Source organism: Cytobacillus sp. FSL W8-0315 (assembly GCF_038002905.1).
In the GTDB taxonomy this organism is placed as follows: domain Bacteria; phylum Bacillota; class Bacilli; order Bacillales; family Cytobacillaceae; genus Cytobacillus; species Cytobacillus pseudoceanisediminis.
This window is the reverse complement of sequence record NZ_JBBOOC010000001.1, coordinates 1,588,217-1,603,403: the sequence shown is the minus strand read 5'-3', so window position 1 is coordinate 1,603,403 and position 15,187 is coordinate 1,588,217. Positions and strand designations below refer to the sequence as shown.

Below are 15,187 nucleotides of genomic sequence, written 5' to 3'. Positions count from 1 at the left end.
AGGAGGGGAACGTAAAGACTAAAACACAAGCAGCATTATAAATATTTTGTAAAATTGTATCCTTAAAGTAGAAATAATCAGATAATAGCGTTACAATATAGTCAGAGGTATGACATCTTGACTAAATAACCAGAATGCAAAGGGGTTGTCTGGGGAAAAGAAAACTACATACGATTGAAGGAAAATCCTTCAATGTAGCTGTCGGTTGCAGGAAATTGCCATGGGGTTTGAAAAAAGGATAGGGAGTGGTTTTTTGAAACCTTCAACTAACCGGATGTTAAACCGTGTAAAATCCGTCTACATGTTTATAAGTAAGCGCGGAACTGTAACAACTCAGGAGCTTGTAGAGGAATTTGGTATTACTCCTCGCACCATTCAAAGAGATTTAAATGTCCTCGCCTACAATGACTTGGTTAAGAGTCCGAGCAGAGGCAAATGGACCATAACTCAAAAGAAAGTAAAGATGTCATCTTAACACTCAAAGCATAACCAACCTAACAAATAAAAAATCGCCCTGCTGTCAGGGCGATTTTTCCGTCTCATCTCACTTCATAATTCATCAGCTTATCAAGCTCTTCATCAGTCAATTCCCGATATTCACCCAATTCCAATGTTTTATCCAGCTCAAGCGGGCCCATTGAGATTCTCTTCAAATAGATGACTCTTTTTCCCACTGCCTCAAACATTCTTTTCACCTGATGAAACTTTCCCTCCGTAATGGTTAACTCAATATCAGATGTTATGCCGGATTTAAGGATTTCCAGCTCCCCAGGCTTGGTTTCATAGCCATCATCTAGTATAACCCCTTTTTTAAACGCAGCAACATCATCAGCTGTTACTTCCCTGTCTATGACTGCAAAATAGGTTTTAGGAACATGCTTTTTTGGAGAAAGCAGCCGATGTGCCAGCTGGCCGTCATTAGTCAGCAGCAAAAGCCCTTCTGTATCCTTATCCAGGCGTCCCACTGGAAAAGGAGAAAAAACAAGGTCTTCCATTTCGAGCAGGTCGACCACGGTTTCAAATTGAGAGTCTTCTGTTGCGGAAATGACGCCTGGCGGTTTGTTCATCATCAAATAAATGAATTCCTTATATTCAACCTTTTCGCCATTAATGATGACAGCATCCTGTTCAGGATCGACCTGGTGCTTGGGATCCTTTACTTTTTCATCATTAACGGTTACAGCTCCATCCTTTAATAGCTTTTTAACATCCTTACGGCTTCCGTAGCCCAGATTGGCCAGCATTTTGTCAATTCTCATGGCTGCCCCTCCCTTTTAATCCTAATTAATCTGATTTTTATTAAAATCGCGTTATTAAAGATTTACCTTTTAAAAAGGTTCTCTTATCCTTGTTATAAGTAAATATTCTGTCCGCTGATTTCAGCACGGGGCACTTGCTTTCCGCGGAGCGGGCGGTGAGCCTCCTCGTCGCTTTGCGCCTGCGGGGTCTCACCTGCCCCACTGCTCCCGCAGGACGTTGAATAAACTTCCTCGACTGAACACCGTACGAAGAAAATGCGCCAGCATTTTCGAGGATCAAGTACCCTCCGCTCCAATCAACTCAGTGCTTTGTATATTGTTATCTAAAACCAAATCCTAAACATTTTTTAAAAAAGGCCCCCATCACGGAGACCTTCTAATTTTAAGCCTTCAATCTTAACTTCTTAAGCATTCTATCGACTCTTGATCCAAACAGGAGATAGATTAATTTAGTTCTGAAGCTTAGGTAGAAATAGACTCCCGCTCCAGCTGCTGCGCAGGTGATGACAATGATGATAGCCTGAAAATTGGATGCCGGCGATAAGAAGGCAGTTGTGATTTTATAAACCACGCCTGCAGCAATGTACATGCATGCAGTAAATAATACAATCAGCATTCCTCGTCTTAAGACAAGCTTGAAAGGATATTTTGCAAATGTTTTAATTACGAAAAGGTTAATTAAAATAGCTACGATATAGCCAAGAGCGGTTGCAAATACGGCTCCCTGTGTTTCGAACAGTTTTATGAGCGGAATATTCAATGACAGCTTTACAAGCAGGCCTGTCAGCAAACTTAAAATTGTAAAACGCTGTTCATTGATTCCCTGCAGAATGGCTGCAGTTACCGAAAAATAAGCAAAGAGAATCGCCACTGGGGCATAAGTTCTTAGCACCTCAGTACCCAAATCCTTATGCTCATAAAACAGGGTGAAAACCGGCTCGGCAAGCAGGGACAATCCTGCTACGGCAGGAAGAGTCAGAAAGAGAAGCACCTGGAAAGTCTGGTTAAGCTGGCGGTTTAAATCTGACCTATCTTCTTCCATAAATGCTTTCGTCACACTTGGCACAAGCGTCAGCGAGAAAGCTGTGGCAAGCGAGACAGGAATGATGACCAGCTTATGCGTCTCAAAGTTCAGGACAGAAAAGGCTGCAACTGCATTTTTCGATTCACCGATGGCATCCATCGCCCTGGTAAATGTTATCTGATCGATAAACTGAAAGAGAGGATTCGCGAGACCCACAAATACAAATGGTGCGGCATAAAGAATGATTTCTTTATAAATTTCCTTTAGGGAAATGTCAACGGTTCCTTTATCTTCTTCAAGCATTTTATCCAAATGCGGCTTACGTTTATACCAATACCAGAATAATACCCCGAGGCTTCCGAGTCCGCCAATAAAGGCAGCAAAGGTGGCGACACTGATCGCGGCAGTCAGTGAACCTTTCATTACATTTAAAACGACATATGCACCTGCAAGAACGAACAGGATGCGGACAATCTGCTCCACAACCTGTGAAACAGCAGTAGGACCCATTGACTGATGTCCCTGAAAGAACCCTCTTATCAAACTCATGAACGGAATAATAATCAGGGCAAATGATACCGCTCTAATTACAGTTGTTACATCTTTAACACTAACTTCAACGTCTTTTCCTGCCAAGGTCATTTCGGCAACTGCCGGAGCAAGGAAGAATAGGATCAGGAATGAAATGATTCCGCTTGCCGTCATGACCGCCAGGCCTGATTTGAACAGCTTTCTTCCGACTGCGTATTCCTCTATTGCATTATATTTAGAGATGAATTTTGAAACAGCAAGCGGAACTCCCGCTGTTGCAACACTAATAAAGATTGTATAAGGTGTATACGAAAAGGAATAAAGGGCTGTCCCTTCCTTCCCGACAATTTGGTAAAAAGGAATAACATAAAACAAACCAAGAACCTTCGAGATAATTGTGCCAAGCGTAAGGATGAAGGTTCCCTTTAAGAGCTTAGATGACATATAATCCCTTCCTTTATGAAATGCGGAAGCGCTTTGCCCACCCCCCGGTAGGCGCTCCTCCTAAAAGCCAGCGCTTTTAGCCGTGCGATGATAAAGCTATCGTAGCGTTCCTTGTGGAGCTAGACAGTTATCGACTTTCAAAGCTTTCTCTCTTATTTAAAAACCTGCAGCATGCAGCTTTTACAGCCTGTGATTGCCAAAACAATTCGCAGTAAGTTCGTCAATTTTCTATCTTTTTAGACACACTATTTGTAGTGTACTCTTCTTGCAGAGGAAATTCCACTTGCAATACCGTATTATGGGGCATTATTTTTAGAAATAGGATATTTGATTTATAATGAAGCTACTGCTTTTTTAGCGAATCAAGATAAGTTGGTGAAAATATGAAATATGATGTAATAGTTATAGGCGGGGGTCCTTCGGGATTGATGGCAGCAATCGGTGCTGCGGAACAGAAGGCAAAAGTACTGCTGATTGACAAAGGAACCAAGCTTGGAAGGAAGCTTGCCATTTCCGGAGGGGGCAGGTGCAATGTCACAAACAGGCTTCCAGTGGACGAGATCATTAAGCATATTCCTGGCAATGGCCGGTTTTTGTACAGTGCATTCTCCATTTTCAGCAATGAAGATATTATCCGCTTCTTTGAGAATTTAGGAATTAAGCTGAAAGAAGAAGATCACGGACGGATGTTTCCTGTTACCGACAAAGCGCAATCTGTTGTTGATGCCTTGATTTCAAGGCTGAAGGAGCTGAAAGTCGATATCAAGACGAATAGCCCTATCCAGGATGTTCACTATGAAAATGGCAGGGTGAAATCGGTAGAATTAAAAACAGGCGATGTATATGAAGCAGATTCAGTTGTGGTTGCCGTAGGAGGGAAATCAGTCCCTCATACCGGCTCAACCGGCGACGGCTATGCATGGGCGGAAAAAGCAGGCCATACGATTACAGAGCTTTTCCCAACCGAGGTTCCGCTGACATCTTCTGAGAACTTTATTAAAGAAAAAATACTGCAGGGATTGTCGCTCCGGAATGTGGCGCTTAGTGTTTTAAACCCTAAAGGAAAAGCGCTTATAACCCATCGGATGGATATGATTTTTACCCATATTGGCATTAGCGGCCCGGCCGTCTTGCGCTGCAGCCAATATGCGGTGAAAGCGATGAAGAAGTGGAATTTAAAAGAAGTGGTCATGAATTTGGACGCAATCCCGGATACAAAAGAAGAGCCTCTTTTTCAGGAAGTGTCCAAAAAGATCAAAGAAGATCCAAAGAAAAGTATGAAAAATCTCTTAAAAGGGAGGCTTCCTGAAAGATATCTTTTGTTTCTTCTTGAGAAGAACGGAATTGATCCGTCCTCACAGGGAGCTGCGATTTCAAACGAAAAGATCAGAAGCTTTGTTAAAGCCTGCAAATCTTTTCAGTTTAAAGTAAATGGGACATTGCCTCTCGATAAAGCCTTTGTTACCGGCGGAGGGGTTTCCGTCAAAGAAATTGAACCGCAAACAATGGCTTCAAAATTGATGGAAGGACTTTTCTTCTGCGGAGAAATCCTGGACATCCATGGCTACACAGGCGGATATAATATTACATCCGCACTTGTAACAGGCAGGTTAGCCGGATTAAACGCAGCAGTCTCAGCTAGGATTGTATAATAAAGATAGAGCCTGATGCTCCTCAGACATCAGGCTCTATATATAACCATGGCAGAGAAACAATAAATTTGTTCATCTTCGTCCTCTTGCACTGCGGCAACATTATATTTAATATCCAGCAGCTTTTTTTCTTCAATCTTCTCCAGAAAATGATTCATATCCTTTTCCAGGTCTTTTTCATGTTCATGATCAAATAGCTTTACCTTAATCACAGGAAACTTCCTTTCTTAGTTTTTTATCAGTTTGTACAATTTTCTGAATTTTTAAAACCGAAACATAAAAAAAAACGAAGCCTGCTGCGGCTCCGCTCTTCTCTATTTTGTTTCACCCTGCCAGTTCAGCATGCCCCCGGTCATATTGCGGACTTTATATCCCTGGTCCTGCAAATAGTGGCATACGTTTCCGCTGCGATTGCCAGAACGGCAAATAATGATGTACTCCGTATCTTTATCAAATTTATCAAGATTCTCAGGTATCGTGCCCATACGGATATGTCTCGCCCCTGGAATCATGCCGGATGCAACCTCTTCATCTTCCCTTACATCGACAAGCTCAAGTTTCTCCCCTTCTTCAAGCTTTTTTTGCAATTCTTCTGTTGTTATCTCTTCAATACGGTCCAATCCTAACACCCTTTCTGGAAAGCCTTTTAAATAGCACTTAACATTAAATAATGCTGCCAATTCTATAATACCCTATATGGGACGAAAAATATAAACGGGACGTTTCTAAAACACAAATACAAAAACCACCTCTGACAAATAGAGGTGGTTTCATCTGATATAACTTAATTCGCAACGATATTCACAAGTTTACCTGGCACCGCGATGACTTTACGGACGGTTTTTCCGTCAATTTGTTCTTTTACTTTGTCATCGCCCATTGCGATTTGCTCCAATAGGTCTTTTTTGGCATCGGCAGGAACCATAAGCTTTGCTTTAACTTTACCGTTGATTTGGATAACGATTTCGACTTCATCATCTATCATTTTGGCTTCATCATATGCAGGCCAAGCTTCATAAGCAATGGATTCACCATGGCCTAATTTAGACCAAAGCTCTTCGGACATGTGTGGAGCAATGGGTGAAAGCATTTTAACAAAGCCTTCTGCAAAGGTCTTTGGAAGCACATCTGCTTTATATGCTTCATTGATGAATACCATCATTTGAGAAATAGCTGTGTTGAAACGCAGCCCTTCGTAGTCCTCAGTTACTTTTTTCACCGTTTGGTGGTAAACCTTTTCAAGGCTGCTGCCTTCTTCAATGTCCTGAATTCCCTGGCTTAATTCACCAGTCTCTTCCACAAACAAACGCCAGATGCGGTCAAGGAATCTTCTTGAACCATCCAATCCATTTGTAGACCATGCGATGGAAGCTTCAAGAGGCCCCATGAACATTTCGTATAGACGAAGAGTATCAGCACCATGGCTTGCTACAATTTCATCCGGATTAACGACATTGCCTTTTGATTTACTCATTTTTTCATTATTTTCCCCAAGAATCATACCTTGGTTAAATAACTTTTGGAACGGTTCCTTCGTATGGACAATTCCCACATCATAAAGGACCTTGTGCCAGAAGCGGGCATATAGGAGATGAAGAACCGCATGTTCAGCTCCGCCGATATAAATATCAACCGGAAGCCATTCTTTTAATTTCTCAGGATCTGCAAGAGCTTCACTGTTTTTCGGATCAATATAGCGAAGATAGTACCAGCAGCTGCCTGCCCATTGTGGCATTGTGTTCGTTTCCCTGCGGCCCTTCTTGCCTGTTTCAGGATCCACGACATTAACCCACTCATCGATGTTGGCTAATGGTGACTCTCCAGTGCCGGATGGTTTGATTTCCGTTGTTTTTGGAAGCACTAATGGCAGCTGATCTTCCGGCACGGCAGTCATTGTGCCATCTTCCCAGTGGATCACTGGAATCGGCTCGCCCCAATAACGCTGGCGGCTGAATAGCCAGTCACGAAGACGATAAGTAACCTTCTTAGTGCCAATGCCTTTCTCTTCAAGCCATGCGATCATTTTCTCAATCGCTTCCTCTTTGTTTAATCCATCAAGGAAACCTGAGTTAACATGCTCGCCATCGCCAGTGTATGCTTCTTTTCCAACTTCTCCGCCGGCAACGACTTCTTTAATAGGCAGATCAAATTGCTTGGCGAACTCATAGTCGCGCTCGTCATGGGCTGGAACCGCCATGATGGCCCCAGTTCCATAGCTGGCTAAAACATAATCTGCAATCCAGATTGGCATTTTTTCGCCATTGACCGGGTTAATCGCATAAGCACCAGTGAAGACACCTGTTTTTTCTTTAGCAAGATCTGTCCGCTCGAGATCGCTCTTGCTCTTTACTTTGTCAATGTAAGCCTGAACTGCCTCGCGCTGCCCATCTGCTGTGATTTTTTCAACAAGCGCATGTTCTGGAGCAAGAACAGCATATGTTGCACCATATAATGTGTCAGGTCGTGTTGTGAAAACAGTGAACGTTCCATCATGGCCTTCAATATTGAACGTTACTTCTGCTCCTTCAGAACGGCCGATCCAGTTTCGCTGCATATCTTTAAGGCTCTCTGGCCAATCCAATAAATCAAGATCTTCAAGCAGGCGATCAGCATAAGCCGTAATTTTTAGCATCCACTGTCTCATTGGACGGCGTTCTACCGGATGGCCTCCTCGTTCACTTTTTCCGTCGATGACCTCTTCATTTGCAAGTACTGTTCCAAGTGCGGGACACCAGTTAACAGCTACTTCATCGATATATGCAAGCCCTTTTTCATAAAGCTTTAAGAAAATCCACTGAGTCCATTTATAATATTCAGGGTCTGTTGTGTTTACTTCACGATCCCAGTCATATGAAAAACCTAAAGCCTTAATCTGGCGTCGGAAGGTGTTGATATTCTTTTCTGTGAATTCAGCAGGATCGTTTCCTGTATCAAGGGCATATTGCTCGGCAGGCAAACCAAATGCATCCCAGCCCATTGGGTGAAGAACATTATAGCCTTGCATGCGCTTCATGCGGGAAAGGATGTCTGTTGCCGTATATCCTTCCGGGTGACCGACATGAAGTCCTGCGCCTGAAGGATAAGGGAACATATCAAGCGCATAAAACTTGCGCTTGCCTTTATCTTCAGTTGTTTTAAAAGTTTTATTTTCTTCCCAGTAGCCTTGCCACTTTTTTTCAATCTCCTGATGATTGAAACTCATTTTTGTTTCCTCCTATTAATGAAAATAAAATCAGGCTCTTTTCTTATAAACCGTTTTTGGGCTTATGAATATTGCCCGTTGATTTCAGCACGAGGCACTTAGCGAACCCGCGGGAGAGATGAGAGCCTCCCCGGCTTCGCCTGCGGGGTCTCTCACTTTCCTCACTACCCGCAGGACATTGAATAACCCTCCATGAATGAGCACCGCACGAAGAAAATGCGTCAGCATTTTCGAGGATCAAGTGCCCTCCGCTGCAATCAACTTTACGAAACAGCCTAAAAAATATAATAAAAAACCTCTCATCCCAAAAAAGGGACGAGAGGATTATGTATAAATCTCCCGCGGTACCACCCACATTAGTGAACATGTCACTCGCTTCATTCATCCTTAACGCGGAAAACGGCAAGCATTACTGGTACTTCACACTTGCTGCTCCAAGGCGAGTTCATGATGTGCCCGGCTGACTTGCACCTTCCGTCAACTCTCTATAACGGGCTATTGCACCACTACTGCTCCTTATCTAAGCATTTTAGTATAGGAATATGACTATTGTAATAAATTTCCCGCCAGGATGCAAGTAGGCTTATCCTGACAGGAATTTAATAACTAGAATATGCAATCTTTCAGAAAATGTGCCTGATTTACTGAACAGTATATCCTCCATCGATAACTGCCGCCTGTCCTGTAATGCCTTTAGCTCCGTCACCAGCCAAAAAAATAGCATAATCTGCAATCTCTTCTACCTTCAGCAGCCTCTTTTGCGGCACTAAGGGATAAATGACTTCTTCCAGCGCTTTTTCAATAGGTACATTTCTTGTTTTAGCAAGGTCATTCAGCTGATTTCTTACGAGTGGTGTATCCACATAGCCCGGGCATATGGCATTGACCGTAATGCCATCTTCAGCAGCTTCCAATGCTGCGACTTTAGTAAGGCCTATAACGCCATGCTTGGCACTGTTATAAGCTGCTTTCCCCGCGAATCCAACAAGACCGTTAATGGATGCCATGTTCAGGATACGGCCGGACTTTTGTTTTTTCATGACGGGCATGACATGTTTAATGGCCATGAACGGTGCAGTCAGCATTACTTTGATAAGAAACTCGAATTTTTCAGTAGGAAAGTCTTCAATAAAGGAAACATGCTGCAGCCCTGCATTGTTAATGAGCACATCCAAGGCACCGAATTGACTGACAGTTTCATTGATGGCCGATTGTATATCAGACTCCAAGGTCACATCACATTTAAGCCCGATTGCTTCAAAACCTTCATTCTGCAAATTTTCTGCAGCTTTTTTCACAGCCTCTTCCTGAATATCTGTCAGAACGATTTTCGAGCCGTGTTCAGCAAATCTCTTGCCTATTTCATAGCCAATTCCCTGCGCTGCACCGGTTATAAAAACTACTTTATTTTGTACCATGAATAAGCTCCTTTCAAAAACAAAGCCGGGGCTCTATTTTATGAGCCCCTGCCGAAATTAGATTCCTAGACCGAGTGAGAATAATACAATCGCAAGTGCTAAACCAATCAGCGGAACGATTACTGTAACAGCCGCTACCGCTCCATATGCAGCCTGGTGAGATTCCCCGCAGATAGCCCGTACAGTGGTAACGACATAGCCATTATGCGGCAAGGAATCCAGAGCACCGGATGAAATGGCTACTGTTCTGTGCAGGGCTTCTGCATTGACGCCCATGTCCATATAATGCGGGGCCAGAATCGGCAATGCGATGGCCTGCCCGCCTGAAGCTGAACCGGTCATGCCGGCGATAACACTTACTGCTATGGCACCGCCTATCAGCGGGCTCCCAGGAATGCTTGTCATCCAATCTACTGCTGTGGCAAATGCAGGAACTGCCTTTGCCACTCCGCCGAACCCGACAACAGCAGCTGTATTCCCAATCGCTATTAATGCGCCTAATGTACCATCAGACACAGCATTCCAGAAATTTGTGAAATACTTTCTGTTCAATAGATATGTGGCAATAACTCCGCCCAGTAATGCAAGAATAAGTGCAGATTGTGCAAGAGAATCATGGAATACGAATGAGATAATTAAAACAACAGCCAATGGGAGAACCCCCATAAAAGGGTGCGGTAATTCCTTATTCTCAGTTACAGGATCCTGCTTTCGGGATTCAAAGGTTTCTCCTTTGTTTACAGCCTTTGTGATCATCCGCTTCAGCCACCAGTAGCCAAAAATCATCATGAACACAGCGACAATTAAGCTGACTTCCCAGCCTGCATATGGAGTCGTTCCAAGAAATTCAATCGGGATCCAGTTTTGAATTTCCGGTGAACCCGCAGAAGTCATCGTAAAAGTTACAGATCCAAAGGCAAGTGCTGCAGGGATGAACCTTCTTGGAAGATTTGCCTGTTTAAATAAACTTAATGCCATTGGATATACAGAGAAAGCAACTACGAATAAACTGACTCCGCCATAAGTTAAAATAGCACAGGAAGCGACAATGGCAAGAACGGCATATTTCATTCCGAGCTTATCCACTACCATTTTGGATACACTGTCGGCCGCGCCGCTGTCTTCCATTACCTTCCCAAAAATTGCACCCAATAGGAACATTAGGTACCATGATGTTACAAACCCTGAAAAGCCGGACATATAGTTCCCGACCAAATTGGCCTCCCCTTCACCTGCCAGCTGCGGAAATAATGGCATGCCGCTAAAAAGAGCTACAAACAAGGCAGATAGCGGTCCGACAACCAGCAGGTTCATTCCCCGCATAGTCAGGTAAATCAGCAGGGCAAGCCCGCCTATTAATCCAATCATACTTAGCATTTCATTTCCCCCTTTGTTTTAAAAATAAGAAAAGAACTTTTCATCCTCCTCCTGAAAACGCTTGCAAAAAATAACTGAAAAATAACTTGCTGAGAAATGATAATGCAAGAGTCGTGCCAACATGAAAGGCTTGTAGGTAAAGGGAATCGTGAACAATTAATGAATCATTTTTCCAGAATTCTGGAATGCAAAGGAAACAAGTCCACAGATATAATAGACTAGTTTCTGATAATTCCGTCTAAGGGTAGGACTAAGTGTACATAAAATTACTAGAATGAAAACAGTCCAGAATTCTGGAACATATTCCGGATTTCTGGACTGTTTATCTTTATTCAATTCCATATTTCTTTAGTTTTTCATACATAGAAGATTTACTGATGCCTAGAGCTTTTGCCGCTTCTAATCGATCATGGTTATATTTGCTCAAGCTTTGAGTCAATATCCGCTTTTCTGTTTCTTCCAGAATGTCCTTCAAGTTCTTTTTTCCAACGGGATAAACGGCAGATTCTTTCATGTAATCCGGCAAAGATTCTGTAGTAATACTTTCATTGCTTGTTAAATGAATGGATGCCTCTATTACATTTTCAAGCTCTCTAATATTGCCGGGCCAGCTATATTGATGAAACTTTTCTATTACCTCGTCTTCAATTGCACTTATTCTCTTTCCCGATTTTTTCGTTATTTTCTTGATAAAGCTATCGATCAGGAGTGATAAATCTTCCATCCTGTCGCGCAAAGAAGGAATCATGAACGGCACCACATTAATCCGATAGAATAGATCCTCCCTAAAGCGCTTTTCCTCCATCATTTTTTCGAGCGGTCTGTTAGTTGCAGCGATAATCCGGACATCTACTTTAACCGGAGAAGTCGAACCCACGCTTTCAATCTCGCCTTCCTGCAGAGCACGCAATAACTTCACCTGCATATTAAGCGGCATATCTCCAATTTCATCCAAAAATAAAGTCCCTCCATCAGCAAGCTGGAATTTCCCCTTTTTACCTCCCTTTTTCGCACCTGTAAACGCACCTTCTTCGTAGCCAAACAGTTCAGACTCCAGCAGATGTTCCGGAATGGCTCCGCAGTTAATTTTCACAAATGGCTGATGGCTCCTGTTGCTGAGCTGATGTATGCTGTGCGCAAATAGTTCTTTTCCAGTCCCGCTTTCCCCGCGGATTAAAACGGAAATATCACTGGCTGCCACCATTTTCACCTTTTCTTTAAGGCTATGAATCTGGCTCGAGTTTCCCAGGATATCATCAAGGCTGTATTTAACACTTGGATCAATTTCCTGGATAAAGCTCTGGATTTTTGTCAGCATGCTCTTTACATGGCTGTTCATCTGCATCCATTCCTTTGTATCCCTAAAAAAGACTGTCCCGAAAGCGCCAATTACTTCGCCATCAGAAAAAATGGGGATGCGATTTGCTATCATATAGTTGCCTCTTATATATTGCAGATCTGCAATTTCTTCCTTTCCTGATTCTGCCACTATATGCATACGTGAATTTTCAATCACCTCGGACACATGCTTCCCAAGAGCCTTTTCCCTTTCTGTTTCCAGAAAATTACAATAATTTTTATTAATGTAAATAATTGTTCCTTCTTTATTCACAACTACAAGCCATCCAAAGGCGTTCTCAACAATGGTTTCGACAACCTTCACAGGCAGATCGAAGAATGCACTTTTCATTTGAATCCCCTCATTTAGGTCAATCTACTATTTATGAATACTATTTTATCATATTTTTCTGAAAACAAATTCACTTCAATGGGTATTCTTATGGCTTTTACTGCCCATAACATTAGTACTAGCAGACATGGGAGGTGTTTCAGATGAAAGGCATCTATCTGATTAATCCGAATTGGCAATCTGGAAACAAATCAAAACAGGAATGCACTCAGGCGCAAAAACAGGCGCTGCAAACCTATATTGATGACCATAATATTTTAACTGTGAAACTAAATCAATGGCAGCTGAATGACTATTACACCATTCCGCATGCCCTTTTGTATGATTTGAAGCAAAAGAAGGCAGATCTGGATGTCCTGCTTCTTTATTCAGAAGAGGTTCTCGAGGATTTTATCAGTTCTTATCCAGCGAGATGGCTGATTTTGAAAAGCTTCTTCAATGAAGTTGTATTTGCCGCTAAGCAAAAAGAAAATTACTTCGAAGGCGCCGGTTAAGAACTAAAATTTCAAAAAAACCTGCAGCTCAAAACTGCAGGTTTCTTTCTTATGATACATGCGCCAATTTTTTAGGCTCCTTCAATTTCCGGTCATACACAAGAGTTGTCAGAATGGCAAAAACAAATAGAACTATTAATACAGCAAACAGCATGGAGATTCCGTAAAGGTCAACGAGAATCCCCCCCAGTAAAGGCCCGATCATCCTTCCGCCTGTAGCAGTACTGTTTACGATTCCCTGGTAAAAACCTTCCCGCCCTTTAGGGGCAAGCTGGTTAGCAATGGTCGGAACCGCTGGCCATATTAGCATTTCGCCAATCGTCAGTATAACCATGGCTGTGATAAAAGCTGAGAATTTCTCGGCACTTGCTGCAGCAGCAAATGAACCTATAAATATGACCATGCCGGCGACCATCTGAACCTTAAGTGTTTTAAACCATTTTACCAAAGCACTGATAAACGGCTGTCCCAATACAATCAGGGCTCCATTAATAGTCCACAGCAAGCTGTATTGCTTTAACGAAATATTCAATTCCTGTGTGTAAGCAGCAATAGTTGATTGCCATTGCACATATCCGACCCAGCACAATAAATAGCCTGCACATAATATGAGCAGTGCATAAAGCTTGGTATGATTTTTAACCATGCGATTTTCCTGAAGGATGGAGGTCTGCTGACCCGAAGCAGTATTTATTCCCCTGTATCCAAAAACAGCGATCAGTAAAAAAACGATATACATGACAGTATTGGCCAGAAAAATCAACTGAAAAGAGTACGAAGCCACAAGGCCGCCGAGAGCAGCACCAATGGCAACACCGGCATTCTGAGCCACATAGATGGCATTGAAAGCTTTGCGGCCGCCTTCCTTCCACACAGATCCAGCCATCGCAAACATAGATGGAAAAACAATGCCAGACCCAAATCCGACAATAGTGAGAAACACCACGTATGCAGGCCAGCCGTGCCAAAAGGTCAAACCGAGAAGCGCCATTACCGTGATGATAATTCCAAGAAGAATCGAACGATAGCCGCCTATTTTATCATATAGGCTTCCCCCTATTAAATTTCCTGCGACGCTTGCAGCTGCGTTCACCATCAAAACCAGGCCGGCAACCGATAAGGACTTGCCTAAGTGGTCATGAATGTAGATTGTATTAAGTGGCCACAAAAAAGAAGATCCGGTTACATTCACTGCCATCCCAATTATTAAAAGCCATAAGGTCCGCGGCATAAAATTACGCCCCTTTTTTAAAATTTTTTTTATGTCAGCCGGCATATTACCACCCGGCACTATTTCGAAATCCAAAATAATTTTAGTTGGTTTTTCCTGTCCTTGCAATAGGTTTTCATTCGATTTTAATAGACAGAATACTTCTTCTTTTATAATTGAAACTGAATGTGGATATTTAAGGAATGCACCTATTGAGAATAGTTCGTTAAACGGCACAAAAATAAAGCCCCGATTTTGAAAAATCGGGGCTTTCCATATTCTATTTATGATGATTGTTCCGGCTCAGGGTGAAATTTTGATTTTACAGGCTGGCCGCCTGACTTCTCATAATTCTTTTTCGACTGCTTTACCGCATCAAAATCCCGGCCAAGTTCAACGTCCTGGCTATTGGCGCCATTGCGGGTCTTTTGTTCCGGATTGTTTTGTTTTGAGCGCTTTTTTACCATCTGTGGACCACTCCTTAATGAGGAAGTATTATCATCTGATTTTGGAGCTGCTGCAGCTGGAGTCTCATTCGGTGAAGCTGTTCCCGCTGCTGGGAGTTGGCGCTATGGGCCATCTGGGTTATATCATTATAAGCAGCTTCCAAAGATTGAAGAGCATTGGAGTATTCGTTATCATTATAATGCTCCTGTGTCCTGCCTGATTCAAACTGCTCCTGGGCAAAACGGATTGCATCCTCACACTGCTGCAGGAGTGTATCCATCGATTCACGGGTTGCCATTATCTGTTCCCCTCCTTAAAGAATGGGTCTAGAAGCTTGCATGCTTCAATAATTAGTTTGTTCATTTTTCTGTAATTCTTACCACTCTATTTCCTGCCAATTCCCCTTGGATAAGGTTTTGGGTCATGATAAGATTAATTT

14 protein-coding genes and 1 other annotated feature are annotated in these 15,187 nt (G+C 42.7%); of the genes, 3 read left to right on the top strand and 11 right to left on the bottom strand.

Features of this window, described 5'->3' with window-relative positions:
• Window positions 1-253: 253 nt before the first annotated feature.
• On the top strand, window positions 254-475 hold the full coding sequence (locus MKY20_RS08240) for a DeoR family transcriptional regulator (protein WP_026041817.1): 222 nt from the start codon (window positions 254-256) through the stop codon (window positions 473-475).
• Window positions 476-539: 64 nt separating this feature from the next.
• Here MKY20_RS08240 and MKY20_RS08235 read toward each other — a convergent pair whose 3' ends face one another.
• Together MKY20_RS08235 and MKY20_RS08230 are read right to left on the bottom strand one after the other, a co-directional pair.
• Entirely contained in the window at window positions 540-1,259 is a 720-nt protein-coding gene (locus MKY20_RS08235) for a pseudouridine synthase (protein ID WP_019383022.1), read from the bottom strand.
• A 382-nt stretch (window positions 1,260-1,641) separates the two neighbouring features.
• A complete protein-coding gene (locus tag MKY20_RS08230; RefSeq protein WP_019383020.1) occupies window positions 1,642-3,258 on the bottom strand; it encodes a putative polysaccharide biosynthesis protein in 1,617 nt (538 codons plus the stop codon).
• 383 nt (window positions 3,259-3,641) lie between these two features.
• On the opposite strand from MKY20_RS08230, the gene MKY20_RS08225 reads away from it, so the two are divergent.
• A complete protein-coding gene (locus MKY20_RS08225; protein ID WP_251156441.1) occupies window positions 3,642-4,910 on the top strand; it encodes an NAD(P)/FAD-dependent oxidoreductase in 1,269 nt (422 codons plus the stop codon).
• A 29-nt stretch (window positions 4,911-4,939) separates the two neighbouring features.
• Here the strand turns inward: MKY20_RS08225 and MKY20_RS08220 are convergent, their stop codons facing one another.
• The 6 genes from MKY20_RS08220 to MKY20_RS08195 all read right to left on the bottom strand — a co-directional run bounded on the left by MKY20_RS08220 (window position 4,940) and on the right by MKY20_RS08195 (window position 12,597).
• On the bottom strand, window positions 4,940-5,122 hold the full coding sequence (locus MKY20_RS08220; RefSeq protein WP_009333366.1) for a sporulation protein Cse60: 183 nt from the start codon (window positions 5,120-5,122) through the stop codon (window positions 4,940-4,942).
• 102 nt (window positions 5,123-5,224) lie between these two features.
• Window positions 5,225-5,530, bottom strand: coding sequence for a rhodanese-like domain-containing protein (locus tag MKY20_RS08215; RefSeq protein ID WP_026041816.1), 306 nt, complete (start codon window positions 5,528-5,530; stop codon window positions 5,225-5,227).
• Between the two features lie 164 nt (window positions 5,531-5,694).
• Complete coding sequence (gene leuS, locus MKY20_RS08210; RefSeq protein WP_251264032.1) at window positions 5,695-8,112, bottom strand: leucine--tRNA ligase; 2,418 nt, start codon at window positions 8,110-8,112, stop codon at window positions 5,695-5,697.
• A 308-nt stretch (window positions 8,113-8,420) separates the two neighbouring features.
• Window positions 8,421-8,644: a binding site (T-box leader), on the bottom strand.
• 109 nt (window positions 8,645-8,753) lie between these two features.
• Window positions 8,754-9,530 (bottom strand): 3-hydroxybutyrate dehydrogenase, encoded by a 777-nt coding sequence (locus MKY20_RS08205; protein WP_009333369.1) that lies wholly within the window; start codon window positions 9,528-9,530, stop codon window positions 8,754-8,756.
• Window positions 9,531-9,587: 57 nt separating this feature from the next.
• The gene (locus MKY20_RS08200) at window positions 9,588-10,907 is read right to left on the bottom strand and encodes a GntP family permease (protein ID WP_009333370.1); all 1,320 of its coding nucleotides are present in this window, start codon (window positions 10,905-10,907) and stop codon (window positions 9,588-9,590) included.
• Between the two features lie 328 nt (window positions 10,908-11,235).
• Window positions 11,236-12,597 carry a sigma-54 interaction domain-containing protein gene (locus MKY20_RS08195; protein ID WP_251174706.1) on the bottom strand — a complete coding sequence of 454 codons (1,362 nt, stop codon included), beginning with the start codon at window positions 12,595-12,597 and terminating at the stop codon, window positions 11,236-11,238.
• A 143-nt stretch (window positions 12,598-12,740) separates the two neighbouring features.
• Here MKY20_RS08195 and MKY20_RS08190 point away from each other — a divergent pair, with 143 nt between their 5' ends.
• Window positions 12,741-13,091 carry a hypothetical protein gene (locus MKY20_RS08190; protein ID WP_009333372.1) on the top strand — a complete coding sequence of 117 codons (351 nt, stop codon included), beginning with the start codon at window positions 12,741-12,743 and terminating at the stop codon, window positions 13,089-13,091.
• A gap of 49 nt (window positions 13,092-13,140) precedes the next feature.
• Here the strand turns inward: MKY20_RS08190 and MKY20_RS08185 are convergent, their stop codons facing one another.
• The 3 genes from MKY20_RS08185 to MKY20_RS08175 all read right to left on the bottom strand — a co-directional run bounded on the left by MKY20_RS08185 (window position 13,141) and on the right by MKY20_RS08175 (window position 15,046).
• Window positions 13,141-14,322, bottom strand: a complete 1,182-nt coding sequence (locus MKY20_RS08185) for an MDR family MFS transporter (protein ID WP_019383013.1) — start codon at window positions 14,320-14,322, stop codon at window positions 13,141-13,143.
• 263 nt (window positions 14,323-14,585) lie between these two features.
• On the bottom strand, window positions 14,586-14,768 hold the full coding sequence (locus MKY20_RS08180; RefSeq protein WP_009333374.1) for a hypothetical protein: 183 nt from the start codon (window positions 14,766-14,768) through the stop codon (window positions 14,586-14,588).
• A 14-nt stretch (window positions 14,769-14,782) separates the two neighbouring features.
• On the bottom strand, window positions 14,783-15,046 hold the full coding sequence (locus MKY20_RS08175; protein WP_009333375.1) for a YtzC family protein: 264 nt from the start codon (window positions 15,044-15,046) through the stop codon (window positions 14,783-14,785).
• Between the last annotated feature and the right edge of the window lie 141 nt (window positions 15,047-15,187).